Origin of the sequence: Arthrobacter sp. EM1 (assembly GCF_029964055.1) — a bacterium.
Taxonomy (GTDB): domain Bacteria; phylum Actinomycetota; class Actinomycetes; order Actinomycetales; family Micrococcaceae; genus Arthrobacter.
In genome coordinates this window covers 1,086,858-1,104,519 of the sequence record NZ_CP124836.1, presented here as the reverse complement: position 1 = coordinate 1,104,519, position 17,662 = coordinate 1,086,858, and the positions used below count along the sequence as shown (strand labels likewise).

Here is a 17,662-nt window from a genome sequence, read left to right as displayed (position 1 = left end):
CTGTCCTGCAACAGCACCAACGACGCGGGCCTTGCACCTCATCTTTGAGGTGCAAGGCCCGCGTCGTTGCTTAACGACAATTGGTGTCCGCGCGGCAGAAACCAGCGGCTACCAGGCCAGGGACTGCGCCCGGCGCCGGATTTCCGTCTTGCGGCCCTCGCGCAGTGCATCGATGGGCCGGCCGCGCAGGGATTCGTCCGGCGTAAACAGCCAGGTAATAAGTTCCTCGTCGGAATAACCGGCGTCAGCCAGAACGACAATCGTTCCCTTAAGGCTCTCGACGGCGTGGCCGTCCTGGATGAATTCTGCAGGAACGCAGCGTATCCGGCGTTCACCGACCCGCAATGCCGCCACTGCACGTTCGTCAAGGAGCGCATGCACCTTGGTAATTGACATATTCAGAAGCTGTGCGACATCGGGCAGGGGCAGCCATTCGCCCACAAGGCTTTCTACATTGCTCACGGATCAAGATTGCCATGCCGGCGGCCTCTGCGCCTAGTCGGCGCCCGCCGGACGATCCCCCGCGGCACCGTTCAACATATCCGCTGGAGCCGCGGGAGCCCTCGCCGACACTCCAGAATGACTTGTTTGCGGAATATCAAACTGTTCTTGTACTAAATCGCAAGTCGTGAGATATTCACATAGATCACATTTGTAACAGTATTAACATGAGTCACACTGGTAACACCAGTAACGCCGGGTAGACCGCAGCGGTCGCCGCTAAGAAGAGGACCTTTCCTATGACGACGTCACGTTCGCCGAAAACAAACGCGAGGCCCCGCCTGCCGATGATTGCCGCCACGACGGCTGCCCTTCCCGCCGTCGTGCTGTCTTCCCTGGCCATCGCCCAGCCGGCCGCAGCGGAGTCGCGTCCCCGTGTCATCCCGGCCACACTTGCTGCGGCCATTCAAGCCCAGGCCCAGGGACAGACCGTCCGGTCGCTGAGTTCCGCGTTGATCCCTGCCGGTTTTGTGCCGGCGGCCGTGCCCGCAGCGTTCCGGCCGGCCCAGGTTTCCGCCCCGGCGGAGTACACAATTGCCCGCGGTGACACGATCAGCGGAATCGCCGGCAAGTTCGGCCTGGATACCTACGCCATTCTGAAGCTGAACGGGCTGCAGTCGAACACCATCATCTACCCCGGCCAGAAGATCAAGCTCGGCGGCTCGGGCGAGGCTCCCGCCCCCGCAGCACCAGCTGCGCCGGCGCCCTCGGCCGCCGCCGGCAGCGCCTACACGGTGAAGTCCGGCGACACCCTCAGCGCCATTGCAGCCCGCCACGGCGTCAAGCTCTCCGAGGTCCTGGGCTGGAACGGACTGAACATGGGCTCAATTATCTACCCGGGCCAGCAGATCAAGATCGGCGGCGGCGCTGCGGCACCGGCCCCCTCAGCCCCCGCCCCCGCCCCGGCGGCCCCTGCTCCGGCGCCGGCTGCGCCCGCCTCGGCTTCATACACCATCAAATCCGGCGACACGCTCTCCGCCATCGCGGCCAGGAACGGCGTCAAGCTCGCCGATATCCTTTCCGCCAACCGCCTGACGATGAGCAGCATCATCTACCCTGGCCAGAAGCTCGCCCTCACGGGCTCGCCGAGCACGCCGTCCTCCGTCGCCCCGGCTGCCACCCCGCCGGCCGCCACCGTTACGCCCCTCGTCCCGGGCAGCTTTCTCGGCTTCACTTACCCGGCCGCCGTCGTGAGCTCCGCCAACGCGAACAAGGCCCTGCTCAACGCCTCGCCCGTCCCCAGCCGCGAACAGATGAAATCCATCGTGGCCGACACAGCGCGGCGGATGGGCGTCGATCCCTCGCTGGCGATGGCCTTCGCCTTCCAGGAATCCAGCTTCGACCACCGCTCGGTCTCCCCCGCCAATGCCATAGGCACCATGCAGGTCATTCCGTCGTCTGGCGAGTGGGCTTCGGACCTGGTGGGACGCCGGCTCAACCTGTTGGACCCTTACGACAACGCGACGGCCGGCGTCGCCATCATCCGCCAGCTGATCCGTTCGAGCCCGGACCTGGACACGGCCATCGCCGGGTATTACCAGGGCCAGTACTCTGTCAGCAAGTACGGCATGTACGACGACACCAAGCGCTACGTGGCATCCATCAAGTCGCTGCAGAAAACCTTCGGCTAGGAGCCCGGGCATGGCGGGGCCGCGGCATTCAGCCGCTTGGCCCGGCCTCGGGCGGATAACGATACGGGTCCGGATCGCATGTTGATCCGGGCCCGTTTCCGTGCAGCGATTAGGATCGTATGGTGCAGGAATACTCGTCGGACCCGCTAGTTGGCACCCTCGTGGATGGCCGGTACCTGATTCAATCCAGGCTCGCCGGCGGTGGCATGTCCACCGTGTACGTGGCCACCGACCAGCGGCTTGAGCGGGATGTGGCCCTGAAGGTGCTGCACCCCCACCTCGCCGGCGACCCGCAATTCCTCGACCGGTTGGGCCGCGAGGCCAAGGCAGCCGCCCGGCTTTCGCACCCGCACGTTGTGGGCGTCCTGGACCAGGGCGAGGATGACCGGGCGGCCTACCTGGTGATGGAGTACATCAAAGGCCACACCCTGCGCGACGTCCTCAAAACCAAGGGCGCCTTGCCACCGCGCCTCGCCCTCGCGCTGATCGACCCGGTCGTCGAGGGCCTCGGGGCAGCCCACAACGCGGGGCTTCTGCACCGGGATATCAAACCCGAGAATGTGTTGATCGCAGACGATGGCCGAATCAAACTCGGCGACTTCGGACTGGCCCGCGCTATTTCGACGTCGACAAGCACCGGTGCGCTGATTGGAACCGTGGCGTATCTGTCCCCGGAACTTGTCCTCGGCCGTCCGTCCGATGCACGCAGTGACATCTACTCGGTCGGCATCATGCTCTACGAGATGATCACCGGCCAACAACCATTCGACGGCGAGGTGCCGATCCAGGTTGCCTACCAGCACGTGAACTCCGCAGTTGGCGCCCCTTCCGAACTGGTGCCGGGACTCGCTGCCGAAATCGACGAACTGGTGCAGTGGTGCACCGCCAACGACCCCGACAAACGGCCCGTCGATGGAACCGCCCTGCTCTCCGAGCTACGCCACATCCGGCGGAACCTCAGCGACGCCGAACTCGACCTGCAACCCCCTGCGGCACGCCCTGCGATCCCCCTGATAGCAGGCCCTGCCACATCGGGACCCGGCGGCGATCAGCACCATATACCCGGCAACGGCGCCACCGAAGTCATCGGGGCCGGCCAGCACGCCACGGAATTCATCGCCGGCGGCAACCACCCCACCGCTGTAATGTCCGCCTCTCCGCGGCACCCCGGCTACGGTCCGCTCTCCGCCCCGGAGGAAGCTACTTACCCGGAGGATAACAATCCCGAACCGGAGCCACCGGTTCCGGGCAGCAAACGGGCACAGCGCAAGCAGGACCGCGTCGACGATCGGTCACGCCAGCGAGCCGCGGCAACGCCGGTCCGGAGCCTGCGAGCCGGCAACGCCAGCCGCCGCGGCCTGTTGTGGATCGTGCTGCTGGTTCTCGCTGCGCTGCTGGCGGGCGGGGCAGGCTGGTTCTTTGGCATGGGCCCGGGCTCCCCCGGAACGATTCCACAGCTCAAGAACAAGACCGTGGCCGAAGCCCAGCAACTGCTCCGCACGGCCGGCTTCCAGTCCAGCACCAGGGACGTCTTCGATGACGACGTTGCCCCCGGACTGGTGGTCGAATCCGCGCCCACCGCGGGGGAAGTCATCCGTAAGTTCCAGCCGGTTTCACTCGCAGTCTCCAAAGGCGCCGAACTGTTCGCACTGCCCCAGCTGACCGGCAAATCCCTGGAAGAGGCCAAGACCTCCCTCAACGGCGCGGGCATGGCGCTGGGACAGATCGGCGAAACGTACGATGAAACCGCGCCCGCCGGCACTGTCCTGGCACAGGCGCCGCGCAGCGGCAACCCGGTGCGCCACGGCACTCCGGTGGATCTCACCGTCTCCAAGGGGCCGCAGCCCATTCCGGTGCCGGACGTGCGCGGGCAGCAGCAGGGCGACGCGGTCAAGGCCATCGAGGCCGCCGGCCTGAAAGCCGCGGTGGCGCCCGATCCCGTCTTCGATCGGGCAGTGCCAAAGGGCGCCGTGGTGTCGCAGGACCCGCCTTCCGGCAACCTGACCAAGGGCGGGACCGTGACGCTTACCGTTTCCAAGGGCCCCAAGCTGGTCCAGGTACCCAGTTTCATCGGGAAACAGGCCGCGGAAGCCCAAAAAGCCTTGGAGCAGCTTGGCTTTAAGGTCAAGGTTGACAACATCCTCGGCGGGTTCTTCGGCACGGTCCGTGCCCAGGATCCGGTGAACACGGGGGTTCCGGAAGGCTCGACCATTACGCTTACTGTGGTGTGACCCGGGGGCTTGGCCTACGTCAGTGCCGCCGGCTGCGGCCCGAGCTGCAGAAAAGCTCCGCCCGGCTGAACCAGCCGGCGGAGCTTTTCCCACTGAGGAGCGTTCCGGATTAGTGCCGGAACTCCCGGTTTAACGCTTGGACAGGGCTCCGGCCACCAGGAAGGCCATTTCGAGCGACTGCATGTGGTTCAGGCGTGGATCGCAGACCGATTCATACCGGTCTAGGAAGGCCTCCTGGTCGACCGGGTCTGCTCCGCCGAGGCACTCAGCCACGTCGTCGCCGGTCATCTCCACATGCAGGCCGCCAGGGACCGTGCCGAGCGCGTCGTGTACCTCGAAGAAGCCGCGCACCTCATCGATAACGTCATCGAAGTTCCGGGTTTTGTAGCCGTTTGGTGAGGTGACCGTGTTGCCGTGCATCGGATCGGTCACCCAGAGGACCTGTGCGCCGGAAGCGGTGACCCGCTCCACGAGCGGCGGGAGCTTCGCCCGGATGTTGCCGGCGCCCATCCGGGTAATAAAGGTCAGGCGGCCGGGTTCACGGTCCGGGTCCAGCTTATCGATCAGGCGCAGAGCGTCGTCGCCGGAGGTGCCGGGACCAAGCTTCACACCAATCGGGTTCCGCACCCGCGAGAGGAAGTCGACGTGCGCGTTGTCCAGTTCCCGGGTGCGCTCACCGATCCAAAGGAAGTGCGCGGAGGTGTCGTACGGGAATCCGGTGCGGGAGTCGATCCGGGTCAGGGCACGTTCGTAGTCGAGCAACAGCGCTTCGTGGCTGGCGTAGAATTCCACCCGCTTAAGCGCCTCGAAATCCGCGCCGCAGGAGGCCATGAACTTGATGGCACGGTCAATGTCCCGCGCCAGCGACTCGTAGCGGGCATGGGCGGGGTTCTCGGTAAAACCCTTGTTCCACTGGTGCACCAGCCGCAGGTCCGCGAAACCGCCCTGGGTGAACGCCCGGATCAGGTTCAGGGTGGAAGCGGAGGTGTGGTAGGCCTGCAGCATCCGGCCGGCGTTGTGGGCGCGGGATTCCGGCGTGAAATCGTAGCCGTTGACGATGTCGCCCCGGTAGGCCGGCAGCGTGACGCCGTCGCGGGTCTCATCATTGGATGAGCGCGGCTTGGCGAATTGCCCGGCCATCCGGCCCATTTTGATGACCGGCATGGCGGCGCCGTAGGTGAGGACGACTGCCATCTGGAGGATGGTGCGGACGCGGGCACTGATCTTGTCAGCGGTGGCGGCCTCAAACGTTTCGGCGCAGTCGCCGCCTTGGAGCAGGAACGCCTTGCCCTGCGCCGCTGCGGCGAGGCGTTCGCGCAGGATGTCCACTTCGCCAGCGAACACTAGCGGCGGGAGGACGGAGAGTTCCTTGACTGAAGCCTCGAAGACGGCCTGATCCGACCAGCTCGGCTGTTGGGAAACGGGCAGCTCCCGCCAGTGGTCCAGGCCGGGATAGTTGGCGGCACCGCTCTGCGCGGTGCTGGTCAGGGCGGAGCCGGCCAGCGGCGAGCCACTGGCGGAACTGTTCAGGGGAAAGGCCGAAGGCGCAGATAACTCAGTCACCTTCTAAGGATAGTTGCCTCCATGGCCATCCTCGGACCCGGGGCGTCATTGACCGGACCGCTGCCGTCACACGGTCAGGCTACTCGGTCCCGGGCGCGGCCGGGCCGGCGCCGGACGCGCCGTCCTCCGGAGCCCCGGCAGCCTTCCCGGCGAGCCGGAGTTTGACGACGGCGGCGTACTCGTCCACGTATTCCTGTCCGGAGAGCCGCATCAGTTCGTACATAATCTCGTCGGTGACGGACCGCTGAATCAACCGGTCGTCCTCCAGGCCGTAGTACCGGCTGAAATCCATCGGTTCACCGAAGATCATCCCGATGCGCCGGATGTTGGGCATCCGTTTGCCGATCGGCTGGACCTTGTCCGTACCGATCATCGCGACCGGGATCACGGGGACCCGGGCCTGCAGGGCCAGGCGCGCCACTCCGACTTTGCCGCGGTACAGCCGGGAGTCCGGGCTGCGGGTGCCCTCGGGGTAGATGCCCAGGAGCGAACCGTTCTTCAGCACGTCCATGCCGGCATTCAGTGACAACGCTGACGCAGCACCGCCGGAGCGGTCCATCGGGAGCTGGTTGGTGAGCCGGAAGAAGGCAGCCGTCAGCCGGCCTTTGATCCCCTTGCCGGTGAAGTACTCGGATTTCGCCAGGAACACCACCGGGCGGGGCACCATCAGCGGCATAAAGATCGAATCCGAGAAGGACAGATGATTGGAGGCCACAATTGCTGCTCCCGCGGCGGGGACGTTGTCCAGGCCCTTGACCCAGGGCCTGAAAAGCGTCTTGAGGACCGGTCCGAGAACGAACGTTTTCATAAACCAATAAAACACGTGGTGTACCTCTCCGGAAGGCGTCTGGCAGACCCTCCGTCGGACCCGGCGGGACTTCACTGAAACCCTACTCTAGTGAGATTTGTCCGGAACAGTGACACGATGGGCTTATGACCGGAAGCAGCACTCCCCTGGCACCCGCGGCGTTCAGTTATCCCGGCCACGGAGCCAATGCGGGCATCGGCGTGGCCATCTGCCACGGCTTCACCGGGAGTCCGCTGAGCGTCCTTCCCTGGGCCCGGCACCTGGCCCGACAGGGCTTTGCTGTCTCTGTACCGCTGCTGCCCGGACATGGCACGGACTGGCGCGATTTGGCCACCCGCGACTGGCGGGACTGGTATGGGGCTTTTGAGGACGCCTATCTGGAACTCGACGCCGGAACCCGGCACTGCTTCGTTGCCGGACTGTCCATGGGCGGCACCATTGCGCTGCGGACGGCGGCGCGCCACCCCGTGGCCGGGGTCGCCGTCGTGAACCCCGGTTTGGGCTTCTATGACCGCAGGGTGCGCTACATCGGCCTGCTGAAGCACTTCCAGCGCACCACCGTCCCGGTCCAGGAAGCGAATCCCACCGCGCCAGCTACCGAGGACGGCGACTACTCCCTTACCCCACTGGCAGCCGTCCACCAGCTGAGCAGGCTTTTTAGGACAACGGCGCGCGAACTGTCCGCAGTCAGCGCCCCGGCCGTCGTCTTCAAATCCGATACCGATGCTGTGGTTCCGCCCACCTCGGTGCAACTGCTGCGGAAGCGTCTTGGCTCCCGCGAGCTGAATCTGGTCCGCCTGCCCGACAGCGGCCACGTCGCCACGCTCGACGTCGATGCCCCCCTGATTTTCGAGCAGTCCGTTCAGTTTTTCCTGCGCCATGCAGACGCCGCGCCGCAGTCAGCGCCGTCGCCTGCCCCGCCCGCCAGCACATCTCCGGAGACCCCATGAGCATCCCCTTGGACCACACGCCGTTCAGCAGCCCGTTCACCGGGACCGGCACCCGCACCGGCGTTGTGGTCTCGCATGGTTTCACCGGCAGCCCGCACGGTGTCCGGGAATGGGCCAGCTCCCTGGCCGGCGCCGGCTACGCCGTGCGGATGCCGCTGTTGCCCGGGCACGGCACCAGTTGGCAAGAGCTGGCCAGGACACGATGGCAGGACTGGCACGCCGCGCTCGACGCCGCCTACCTTGAGCTGGCCGGTGAATGTGATCTGGTGGTCGTCGCCGGGCTGTCCATGGGCGGGGCGCTGGCGCTGCGCATTGCCGCGACGCGGCCCGTTGCCGGGGCCGTCCTGGTCAACCCGGGCCTTGTCATCGACGATCCCCGGGCGCCGCTGGCGGGCATCCTGAAGTTTGTCCTGAAAAGTACCCCGGCGATTGCCAACGACATCCGCAAGGAAGGCATCGATGAAGGTGCCTACTCCCGGACACCGGTCGCCGCCGCACACGAGTTGAACAAGATGTTCAAGGACACCGTCAGGCTCCTCCCCCGGATCACCGCCCCGGTGCGGGTGTACCGTTCAGCGGTTGACCATGTGGTTTCCGAATCGAGTATGGTGGCTCTTCGTCGCGGCCTCACGCACGCCCCGTTGGAGGTCATCCGGCTCCAAAACAGCTACCACGTGGCTACGATGGACAACGATGCCCCCGAGATCTTCCGCGGCTCGGCCGAATTTGTCCGGTCGCTGGCTGCGGGAGGCGTCCCGGACCCCGTCCATACCCGCCAAAAGGACACCGCAGATGACTAGACCGGACTCCGGCTCTCCGGATTCCAGCGCCAACCAGGACAACGCCGTCTGGTTGGACCTCGTCGCGCGGCTGGAATCCCCGGACCCTGCGGAAGTCTCCGGGAGTCCGGAGGCCCGGGAAGGTCCGGGCGGCGCGGAACCATCCGATACGCCCACCGGCGCAGCCAGCGACGCGACCCCCCGGCCTTTCAGCGATTTCGACCCACTGGGGCTCTCGGCGGTGGTGCCGGTTGAACTTTCCGCCGAGGAGCGGCAGGCGCGGGGACGGCTTGAGGGGCGGGCCGCCGCCGGCCGGCCGCAGGACGCCGGGGGCCCCCGGGACTATGCCGGGGCCGCGGACGACCCGATGATGCCGGATGAGTTCGTGCCGGAAGAACCGCCAAGCCTTGCCGGAGCCGATCCGATGACGGTCCTGGCGTGGCTGGGGGCGGTCGGTGGGCCGGTAGCGCTTGTGATGTCCGCGATGTTTTGGCGCTCAGCCCCGCTGCTCGCCATCCTCGCAATGGTGGCCGCGTTTGCGGCGTCGGTGGTTTTCCTGATCATGAAGCTGCCGGGCGAAAAGGATGAACACGACGACGGCGCACGCATCTAGCTGTGCATACGGCTGCTGACCCGGGACAGGTCGGCAGCACCAATCAGGCCGGCATCCGGGCCAAGGGCGGCCAACGCGATGTCCGCCGCCGGGCGGAAGCCGCGGCCGGTGAGGTTCCGGGCGAAAGCCTTCCGTGCCGGGCCGACAAGCAATTCTCCGGCATCGCAAAGCCCGCCGCCGATCACAAACTTTCCCGGGTCCAGTGCAGCCGCCAGGTTGGCAAGTCCTAGTCCGAGCCACTCCCCGACGTCCTCGAGCAACTCCCGGGACGTCGCATCCCCGGCCTTGGCAAGTTCGGTGACAATCACCCCGGTGATGAGTTCAACGCGGCCGTCCACTGCTTTGAGCAGCTCCTGGGCCACCGGGGAGTTGGCGGCGGCCAGTTCCCTGGCTTCCCGGCCGAGCGCGTTGCCGGAAGCGTATTGTTCCCAGCAACCGCGGTTGCCGCATTCGCAGCGGTGCCCGCCGGGCATGATGATCTGGTGGCCGAATTCCCCGGCCACCCCGAAGCGCCCGCGTTCGATCCGGCCGTCCATCACCATGGCACCGCCGATTCCGGTGCCCAGCGTGATGCACACCAGGCGGTCCTGGCCCTGCCCGGCGCCGAACCGCCACTCTGCCCAGGCTGCGGCATCGGCGTCGTTGGTCAGCAGTACGGGCCGTCGGAGCAGCCGCTGCAAATTGTCCCGAAGCGGTTCGTTGCGCCAGGCAAGGTGGGGGCTGAACAGCACGGTGCCGCCGTCGAGGTCCATCCAGCCGGCCGCTCCGATTCCTACCGACCAGACCCGGTGGCCCGCGCCCAGTTCCTCGACCAGCTCCACAATCACCTGTTCAACAGCGCGGGGGTCATCGCCGGGGGTGGACCGCTTGGCCCGGGCCAGGATCCGGCCCTCCGCGTCCACCACGCCCGCGGCCACTTTGGTCCCGCCGATGTCCACGCCGATGGCGAGGCCCTTGCGACCCAGCCGCAAGTGCTCACGGAACCCCTGCGCGGCCGGTGCGGCGGCGACACCAGGCAGTGTCCTGCGCCGCCAGGCGGCCGTCCTGCGGTACGGGCCGGGCTGTTGCCCCGGTGTTGGTGTGTGCATGATTCCCTATCCTATTCGCCCCGGCACCCGGGCGCCGTCCCGCGCGGCTTGGCAACGGAGCCGCCAAACCGTAAAGTTACCCGCCAGTAGGTGTGGTGAAAAGCACACGCCGAGGGCCACATACTAGTCTTGGAAGTACCCCTCACGGGTCCATGGAAATCAAAGGAGCTACCGTGCGAGAATTCAGTGTCCCGCCCCTAGTCAACGTCCCGCCGGAAATGAACGCCACGGACCTGGTCCTGCGCCAGGCGGCGAAGGCTTCCGACCCGGCCCTCTTCTCCCGCCTTGACGCGGCCGGAGCGTGGCAGGACGTCCGGGCCACCGACTTCCTCGCCGATGTTTCGCTGCTCGCCAAGGGACTGATGGCCAGCGGCGTCGGGGCCGGCGACAGGGTTGGCATTATGTCGCGCACCCGCTACGAGTGGTCCTTGATTGACTTCGCCATTTGGTTCGCGGGCGCCGTCTCCGTCCCGATCTACGAGACCTCCTCGCCCTCCCAGGTTGCGTGGAACCTCGGAGATTCCGGCGCCGTCGCAGCGTTCGGCGAGTCCGACCACCACGAAAACATCATCCGGCAGGCCGCCACGTCCGAGAACCTTACGGCGCTGGCACATGTTTGGCAGCTTGCGGGAAAGGGCCTCGATGAGGTCCGCGCGGCGGGCGCCGCGATCAGCGACGAGGACCTGGAGGCGCGGCGCAGCCTCGCTTCCCTCAAGGACCTCGCCACCATCATTTACACCTCGGGCACCACCGGGCGGCCCAAGGGCTGCGAGCTGACCCACGGCAACTTCGTCGAACTCTCCGAAAACGCGCTGGCGACCTCGTTGAACACGATCGTCCACGAACAGGCAAGGACAATTATGTTCCTGCCCCTCGCCCACGTGTTTGCTCGTTTCATCTCGGTGCTCGCCGTGGCCGCCGGCGTCACGGTGGCGCACACCCCCGACATCAAAAACCTCTTGCCGGACCTGCAGAGCTACAAGCCAACCTTCATCCTCGCGGTGCCGCGGGTCTTTGAGAAGGTCTACAACTCGGCACTGACCAAGGCAGAGGACGGCGGCAAGGGCGCCATCTTCCACCGCGCAGCGGACACCGCCATCGAATTCTCCCGCGCCCGCCAGGCCGGCAGGATCGGGCTGGGCCTCAGGGTCAAGCACGCCGTCTTCGACAAACTCGTTTACGGCAAGCTCCGCGCGGCCATGGGCGGCGAGGTGGCGCACGCCGTCTCCGGCGGCGGACCGCTGGGCGAACGGCTGGGGCACTTCTTCCAGGGCATCGGCATGCAGATCCTGGAGGGCTACGGGCTGACCGAGACCACGGCCCCGGTGACGGTCAACACTCCGAACCTGATCAAGATCGGCACGGTCGGCGCCCCGATTCCCGGGAATGCCGTGAAAATTGCCGACGACGGCGAGATCCTCGCCAAGGGCGTCTGCGTTATGAGCGGCTACTTTAAGCGCGCGGACCTGACTGCGGAGTCGTTTACGGACGGCTGGTTCCGAACCGGTGACATCGGACAGCTCGATGAGCAGGGCTTCCTGACCATCACCGGACGCAAAAAGGAAATCATCGTCACGGCCAGTGGCAAAAACGTTGTGCCCGCGCTGCTGGAGGACCAGATCCGTGCCGACGCCCTCGTCTCCCAAGTACTTGTAGTCGGTGACAACCGCCCCTTTATCGGCGCACTGGTAACCCTCGACGAAGAGGCGCTTCCCGGCTGGCTGCACCGCCACGGACTGCCTGCCGGCACCACCCTCGCCGAAGCGACCGACAACCCGGCGGTCAAAGCCGCCGTCCAGGACCTCATCAACGGTGCCAACCAGTCGGTCTCCAAGGCCGAGGCGATCAAGTCATTTCGGATTGTCGCCGCGGACTTCACTGAGGCTTCCGGGCACCTGACTCCGTCGATGAAGGTCAAGCGCGCCCAGGTGATGAAGGACTACGAGAAAGTCATCGAAGAAATGTACGGCACACCCCGTCCCAGCCAGGTCTAGCCACCACGGCAAAGGGACCCTCCACTTCGGCGGAGGGTCCCTTTGCACGTTCGGCTTGGAGCTGTTCGCTATCGCTACTCGACGACGAGCAGCAAGTCCCCGCCCTGGACCTGTTCAACCGCCCCGACGGCAAGGCGCGAGACAGTGCCGGCGACCGGCGTCGTGATGGATGCTTCCATCTTCATGGCCTCGATCGTGGCGACAGTGTCACCGGCCAGGACGGCCTCGCCGGCCTTGACTGTCAGCGTGACGGCGCCGGCGAACGGTGCGGCCACCTGGCCCGGTTGGGACGTGTCGGCGCGTTCTGCGGCCTTGACGTTGCTGACGACGGAACGGTCACGGACCACCACAGGGCGCGACTGGCCGTTGAGCGTGCACATCACGGTGCGCATGCCCTTCTCGTCAGGTTCGGAGACCGCTTCGAGCGAGGCGATCAAGCGCACACCCTTCTCCAGCTCGATTTCGTGCTCGGCGCCGCGCTGCAGCCCGAACAGGTAGTCGCGGGTGTCGAGCACCGAGAGGTTGCCGTAGGTCTCCACGCTCTTCTGGTAGTCCTTGGAGGGCCCGGCAAAGAGCAGCCGGTTGAGGGTCTGCTGCACGGTCCTGGAATCACCCTTGAGTGCTTCGCTGTCCTCGGCGCTGAGCTCGACGTCGCGGACCTTGAGGGTGCGGCCCTGCAAGGCCTTGGTGCGGAACGGTTCCGGCCAGCCGCCGGGAGGATCGCCGAGCTCACCGGACAGGAAGCCGATCACTGAATCCGGGACGTCATAATTTTGCGGGTTCTCGTTGAAGTCGGCCGGGTCGGCATTGAGCCCCACCAGGTGCAGCGCGAGGTCACCGACGACCTTGGAGGACGGGGTGACTTTCACCAGCCGGCCAAGGATCCGGTCCGCGGCGGTGTACATGTCCTCGATCGCCTCGAACCGTTCACCGAGTCCTAGCGCAATCGCCTGCTGGCGCAGGTTGGAGAGCTGGCCACCGGGGATTTCATGCCGGTAGACCCGGCCCGTGGGGCCCGGAAGCCCGGACTCAAACGGGGCGTAGACACGGCGGACGGCCTCCCAGTACGGTTCCAGGGCACACACGTTGGCCAGGCTCAAGCCGGTATCGCGCGGCGTGTGGGCCAGCGCGGCGACCAGTGCGGAGGCGGAGGGCTGGCTGGTGGTGCCGGCCAGCGAGGCGGAAGCGACGTCGACGGCGTCCACTCCGGCGTCCACCGCGGCCAGCAGCGTGGCCAGCTGGCCGCCCGCGGTGTCGTGGGTGTGCAGGTGGACCGGGAGGTCAAACTTCTCCCGCAAAGCCGTCACGAGGCGGGCAGCGGCCGCCGGGCGCAGCAGCCCGGCCATGTCCTTGATCGCCAGGATATGCGCGCCGGCGTCGACGATCCGCTGCGCCAGCTCCAGGTAGTAGTCAAGCGTGTAGAGCGTCTCGTCCGGGTCCAGCATGTCAGCGGTGTAGCACAGCGCCACCTCTGCGACGGCAGTGCCGGTCTCGCGGACGGCACGGATGGCCGGGGCCATCTGGTTCACGTCGTTGAGCGCGTCGAAGATCCGGAAGATGTCGATGCCGGTGGCGGCGGCCTCGTTGACAAAAGCCACAGTGACCTCCTCCGGGTACGGGGTGTAGCCGACCGTGTTGCGGCCGCGAAGGAGCATCTGCAGGCAGACGTTCGGCAACGCTTTGCGCAGCGCTGCCAGCCGGTCCCAGGGATCCTCACCGAGGAACCTCAAGGCGACATCGTAGGTGGCACCGCCCCAAGCCTCGACCGAGAGCAGCTCGGGAAGGAGGCTGGACACCGCCGGTCCGGCCGCCACCAGGTCGCGGGTGCGTACGCGGGTGGCGAGCAGGGACTGGTGCGCGTCGCGGAACGTGGTGTCAGTGACGGCTACTGCATCCTGTTCGCGCAGGGCTTTGGCGAACCCTTCAGGCCCCAGCTGCAGCAGCCGCTGCCGGGAGCCTTCCCGGGGTGCGGCATCGGCGAGGGCAGGAAGCTTGGCGGCCGGATCGCTGTGGACCGTGAGTTCGCCGTTGGGCTTGTTCACCGTAACTTCGGCGAGCCAGGTCAGCAGCTTCGTGCCGCGGTCCGCTGAGACGCGGGCCTTGAGCAGCTCGGGCCGTTCGTCAATAAAGGACGTGGCCACGTTGCCGGCGATGAAGTCGGGGTCGTCCAGGACGGCCTGCAGGAAAGAGATGTTGGTGGAGACGCCGCGGATGCGGAACTCGGCGAGGGCACGGCGTGCCCTGGCCACCGCTGCCGGATACTCCCGCCCGCGGCAGGTCAGTTTCACCAGCATCGAGTCAAAGTGCGGGCTGATCTCCGCGCCGGAATAGACGGTGCCGCCGTCGAGCCGAACGCCGGCGCCGCCGGCCGAACGGTAGCCGGTGATCTTGCCGACGTCGGGACGGAAACCATTGGCCGGGTCCTCGGTGGTGATGCGGCATTGCAGTGCGGCACCCTTGAGCTGGACCGTCTCCTGCGACAAACCCAGGTCCGCGAGCGTCTCACCGGCGGCGATGCGCAGCTGCGCCTGGACGAGGTCGACGTCGGTAACTTCCTCGGTGACGGTGTGCTCGACCTGGATCCGGGGGTTCATCTCGATAAAGACGTGCTGGCCTGCCCGCTCCCCCACAGTGTCGATAAGGAATTCCACGGTGCCGGCGTTGACGTAATTCAGCGCCTTGGCGAACTTCACGGCGTCGCGGTAGAGCGCCTGCCGGATGCCTTCGTCGAGGTTAGGCGCCGGGGCGATCTCGATGACCTTCTGGTGGCGGCGCTGGATGGAGCAGTCACGTTCGAAGAGGTGCATCACATTGCCCTCCGCATCGGCCAGGATCTGGACCTCGATGTGGCGGGGACGCAGGACGGCCTGCTCCAGGAACATGGTTGGGTCGCCGAAGGCCGCGTCGGCTTCGCGCATGGCGGCCTGCAGTGCTTCGGGAAGGGCATCGCGGGTGTCGACGCGGCGCATGCCGCGGCCGCCGCCGCCGGCGACGGCCTTGGCGAAAATGGGGAAGCCGATCACGTCGGCGGCTGCGATGAGTTCGTCAAGGTCTTTGGAGGGCTGGCTGGATTTCAGCACCGGCACCCCGGCCTTGCGGGCGGCCTCGAGGGCGGCGACCTTGTTGCCGGCAAGTTCCAATACGTCCGCCGGTGGACCCACAAAGGTGATACCGGCTTGCGCGGCGGCCCGGGCCAACCGCGGATTCTCGGAGAGGAATCCGTAGCCGGGGTAGATGGCGTCCGCCCCGGACTCCTTCGCCACCCGTACCACCTCGTCGACGTCGAGGTAGGCCCGGACGGGGTGGCCCTCTTCACCGATCAGATACGCCTCGTCGGCTTTCTGTCGGTGGATGGAGTTGCGGTCCTCATGGGGGAAGACGGCAACGGTCTTGGCGCCCAGCTCGTAGCTGGCGCGGAAGGCCCGGATCGCGATTTCGCCGCGGTTGGCCACAAGAATCTTCGAAAACATACTTCTCCTGCATCATCGCGGGTTTACCGGTAATTGCTCACAGTGTCCAAGACGTGGCCGGATAAACACAAATCTTTGTGGCGACCGTCACAGCGATGCGCGTCACGTATGCCGGTTTTGGCAGGCCTGGTTGGCAGGCAGATCAGGCGGGGTCAGGCGCGGGCCGCCGATTCAGCGTCGCCATGATCTGCCGCCCCGGCATCCGATGACGCAGGATTCGGGCAGCGGGCAACATATGATGAAGGAGTGGGTGGCGTATGTTCGCCCCGGCTCCGGAGAACGCGGGAGCCGGCAGGACCCCGACCCGGCAACCGGCGTTAGGTATTGGTTTTTCAAGTGCAAGTAGTCAGCATCAGCAGCCTCAAAGGCGGCGTCGGCAAAACATCGGTGACCACTGGACTGGCGTCCGCGGCATTGGCCGCCGGCATCCCCACCCTCGTCGTCGACCTTGACCCGCACGCCGATGCGAGCACGGCGCTCGGCGTCCAGCCAGGGGAACGGCTGGACATCGGCCGGATGCTCAAGTCCCCGCGGCGGGCCCGTCTGGCAGAGAACGTGGTCCCCAGCGGCTGGGTGGAACGCGCTGCCGCTGCCGGCGGCGCTCCCGCCGGCCCGGCATTACCGATTCTGGATGTGGCCGTCGGTTCCGCTTACACCGGTATCTACGACCGACCCGATTTGGGTCGACGCGACCTTCGCCGGCTCTCCGCTGTGCTTTCCGGAGCGCAGAAGTACGAATTGGTACTCGTAGACTGCCCGCCCTCGCTGAACGGCCTCACACGGATGGCATGGTCCGCCAGCGACAAAGTCACGCTCGTCGCCGAGCCCGGACTGTTCTCGGTCGCAGGCACGGAGCGCACCATGCGTGCAATCCAGCTGTTCCGCCAGGAGTTCGCCCCAAACCTCTCCCCCGCAGGCATTGTGGCTAACCGGGTGCGGACCGGTTCCGCCGAACACACATTCCGGCTCGCCGAGATGGACTCCATGTTCGGCCCGCTGCTGCTCTCACCGCATATTCCGGAACAGGCCAACTGGCAGCAGATCCAGGGTGCTGCCCACTCCATCCACCACTGGCCCGGGGACTCGGCGAAAAACGCAGCCGCACTTTTTGATGCCCTGCTGGCGAACCTGTTAACCGCTGACGGCCGGCAAAACGCCGGGGTCCGGGACCGCCGTCAGCGCTGAGCAGAGCGGGCCCGGGCAGACGCAGGCCTCCGAACTTACACACCCACCACAACAAAGGCCGCCTTCCCTGCGGAAGGCGGCCTTTGTTGTGCTAGCGGAACTTAACTGATCTTGCGGGTGGCCCGCCGCTTGCTGAGTTCGTCGTCGGGGAACGAGAGATCACTGACGTGTTCACTGGGAAGAGCCGCGAGGCTGCCCTCAACTTCGCGCCAGACCCGGCCGACGGCGATCCCGAAGACGCCTTGTCCGCCCTGGACCAGGTCAATGACTTCGTCTGCCGAGGTGCACTCGTACACACTGGCACCGTCGCTCATGAGGGTGATCTGGGCGAGGTCCTCGACGCCGCGCTCCCGGAGATGCTCGACGGCCGAGCGAATCTGCTGGAGAGACACGCCGGTGTCCAGGAGGCGCTTGACGACTTTGAGGACCAGGATGTCACGGAAACCGTATAGGCGCTGGGAACCCGAACCGGCGGCACCGCGGACGGCAGGCTCCACCAGCCCGGTACGCGCCCAGTAGTCCAGTTGACGGTAGGTGATGCCGGCTGCCTTGCAGGCCGTCGGGCCCCGATAGCCCGCATCCTCATCCAGCACTGGAAGATCCTCGGTGAACAGCAGGCCCTGGGAACCGCTGGCGGGCATGGCCGCACCAGCTGCCGGGGGCTGCTTGAGCTCGCCTGCTTCGCCTTTCGGACTCACGTGGATCCTCCTTGTTATGGCTCCCCTGCGGAAATTGCAGCAACAACCGGTTATTCCTACTTGAACATCACACGGACGGATAAAATCCATGAGAGTGATTCTGCCGGGGCCGCACCTCCCAGTGTGAGCCCAGTGGCTGCCTGCGTGCAAC

13 protein-coding genes are annotated in these 17,662 nt (G+C 66.2%); 7 read left to right on the top strand and 6 right to left on the bottom strand.

The window, feature by feature from the left end; translation table 11 throughout:
- Window positions 1-108: 108 nt before the first annotated feature.
- Window positions 109-462, bottom strand: a complete 354-nt coding sequence (locus QI450_RS04910) for an Rv2175c family DNA-binding protein (protein WP_226774323.1) — start codon at window positions 460-462, stop codon at window positions 109-111.
- A 278-nt stretch (window positions 463-740) separates the two neighbouring features.
- Here QI450_RS04910 and QI450_RS04905 point away from each other — a divergent pair, with 278 nt between their 5' ends.
- Both QI450_RS04905 and QI450_RS04900 read left to right on the top strand, forming a co-directional pair.
- Window positions 741-2,132 carry a lytic transglycosylase domain-containing protein gene (locus QI450_RS04905; RefSeq protein ID WP_282468111.1) on the top strand — a complete coding sequence of 464 codons (1,392 nt, stop codon included), beginning with the start codon at window positions 741-743 and terminating at the stop codon, window positions 2,130-2,132.
- A gap of 119 nt (window positions 2,133-2,251) precedes the next feature.
- On the top strand, window positions 2,252-4,363 hold the full coding sequence (locus QI450_RS04900) for a PASTA domain-containing protein (RefSeq protein ID WP_226776013.1): 2,112 nt from the start codon (window positions 2,252-2,254) through the stop codon (window positions 4,361-4,363).
- Window positions 4,364-4,492: 129 nt separating this feature from the next.
- Here QI450_RS04900 and QI450_RS04895 read toward each other — a convergent pair whose 3' ends face one another.
- Both QI450_RS04895 and QI450_RS04890 read right to left on the bottom strand, forming a co-directional pair.
- Window positions 4,493-5,866, bottom strand: coding sequence for a 3-deoxy-7-phosphoheptulonate synthase class II (locus QI450_RS04895; RefSeq protein WP_226776017.1), 1,374 nt, complete (start codon window positions 5,864-5,866; stop codon window positions 4,493-4,495).
- Between the two features lie 139 nt (window positions 5,867-6,005).
- Window positions 6,006-6,749 (bottom strand): lysophospholipid acyltransferase family protein, encoded by a 744-nt coding sequence (locus QI450_RS04890; RefSeq protein WP_226776012.1) that lies wholly within the window; start codon window positions 6,747-6,749, stop codon window positions 6,006-6,008.
- A gap of 110 nt (window positions 6,750-6,859) precedes the next feature.
- Between QI450_RS04890 and QI450_RS04885 the strand changes: the two genes are divergently transcribed.
- From QI450_RS04885 to QI450_RS04875, 3 genes are read left to right on the top strand one after another with little or no spacing between them, the layout of a single operon-like run.
- Complete coding sequence (locus tag QI450_RS04885; RefSeq protein ID WP_226776011.1) at window positions 6,860-7,684, top strand: alpha/beta fold hydrolase; 825 nt, start codon at window positions 6,860-6,862, stop codon at window positions 7,682-7,684.
- Window positions 7,681-8,484, top strand: a complete 804-nt coding sequence (locus tag QI450_RS04880; RefSeq protein ID WP_226776010.1) for an alpha/beta fold hydrolase — start codon at window positions 7,681-7,683, stop codon at window positions 8,482-8,484. The genes QI450_RS04885 and QI450_RS04880 overlap by 4 nt, the downstream gene beginning before the upstream one ends.
- Window positions 8,477-9,076, top strand: a complete 600-nt coding sequence (locus tag QI450_RS04875; RefSeq protein ID WP_226776009.1) for a hypothetical protein — start codon at window positions 8,477-8,479, stop codon at window positions 9,074-9,076. The genes QI450_RS04880 and QI450_RS04875 overlap by 8 nt, the downstream gene beginning before the upstream one ends.
- Here the strand turns inward: QI450_RS04875 and QI450_RS04870 are convergent.
- Window positions 9,073-10,164, bottom strand: a complete 1,092-nt coding sequence (locus tag QI450_RS04870; RefSeq protein ID WP_226776008.1) for an ROK family glucokinase — start codon at window positions 10,162-10,164, stop codon at window positions 9,073-9,075. The genes QI450_RS04875 and QI450_RS04870 overlap by 4 nt on opposite strands.
- A gap of 173 nt (window positions 10,165-10,337) precedes the next feature.
- Here QI450_RS04870 and QI450_RS04865 point away from each other — a divergent pair, with 173 nt between their 5' ends.
- Window positions 10,338-12,158, top strand: a complete 1,821-nt coding sequence (locus tag QI450_RS04865; RefSeq protein ID WP_226776007.1) for a long-chain fatty acid--CoA ligase — start codon at window positions 10,338-10,340, stop codon at window positions 12,156-12,158.
- A 74-nt stretch (window positions 12,159-12,232) separates the two neighbouring features.
- Here the strand turns inward: QI450_RS04865 and QI450_RS04860 are convergent, their stop codons facing one another.
- Complete coding sequence (locus tag QI450_RS04860) at window positions 12,233-15,628, bottom strand: pyruvate carboxylase (RefSeq protein ID WP_226776006.1); 3,396 nt, start codon at window positions 15,626-15,628, stop codon at window positions 12,233-12,235.
- Between the two features lie 336 nt (window positions 15,629-15,964).
- On the opposite strand from QI450_RS04860, the gene QI450_RS04855 reads away from it, so the two are divergent.
- Window positions 15,965-16,813, top strand: coding sequence for a ParA family protein (locus QI450_RS04855; RefSeq protein WP_226776005.1), 849 nt, complete (start codon window positions 15,965-15,967; stop codon window positions 16,811-16,813).
- Between the two features lie 101 nt (window positions 16,814-16,914).
- Here QI450_RS04855 and QI450_RS04850 read toward each other — a convergent pair whose 3' ends face one another.
- Window positions 16,915-17,511, bottom strand: coding sequence for a MerR family transcriptional regulator (locus QI450_RS04850; RefSeq protein WP_226776004.1), 597 nt, complete (start codon window positions 17,509-17,511; stop codon window positions 16,915-16,917).
- Window positions 17,512-17,662: the final 151 nt, after the last annotated feature.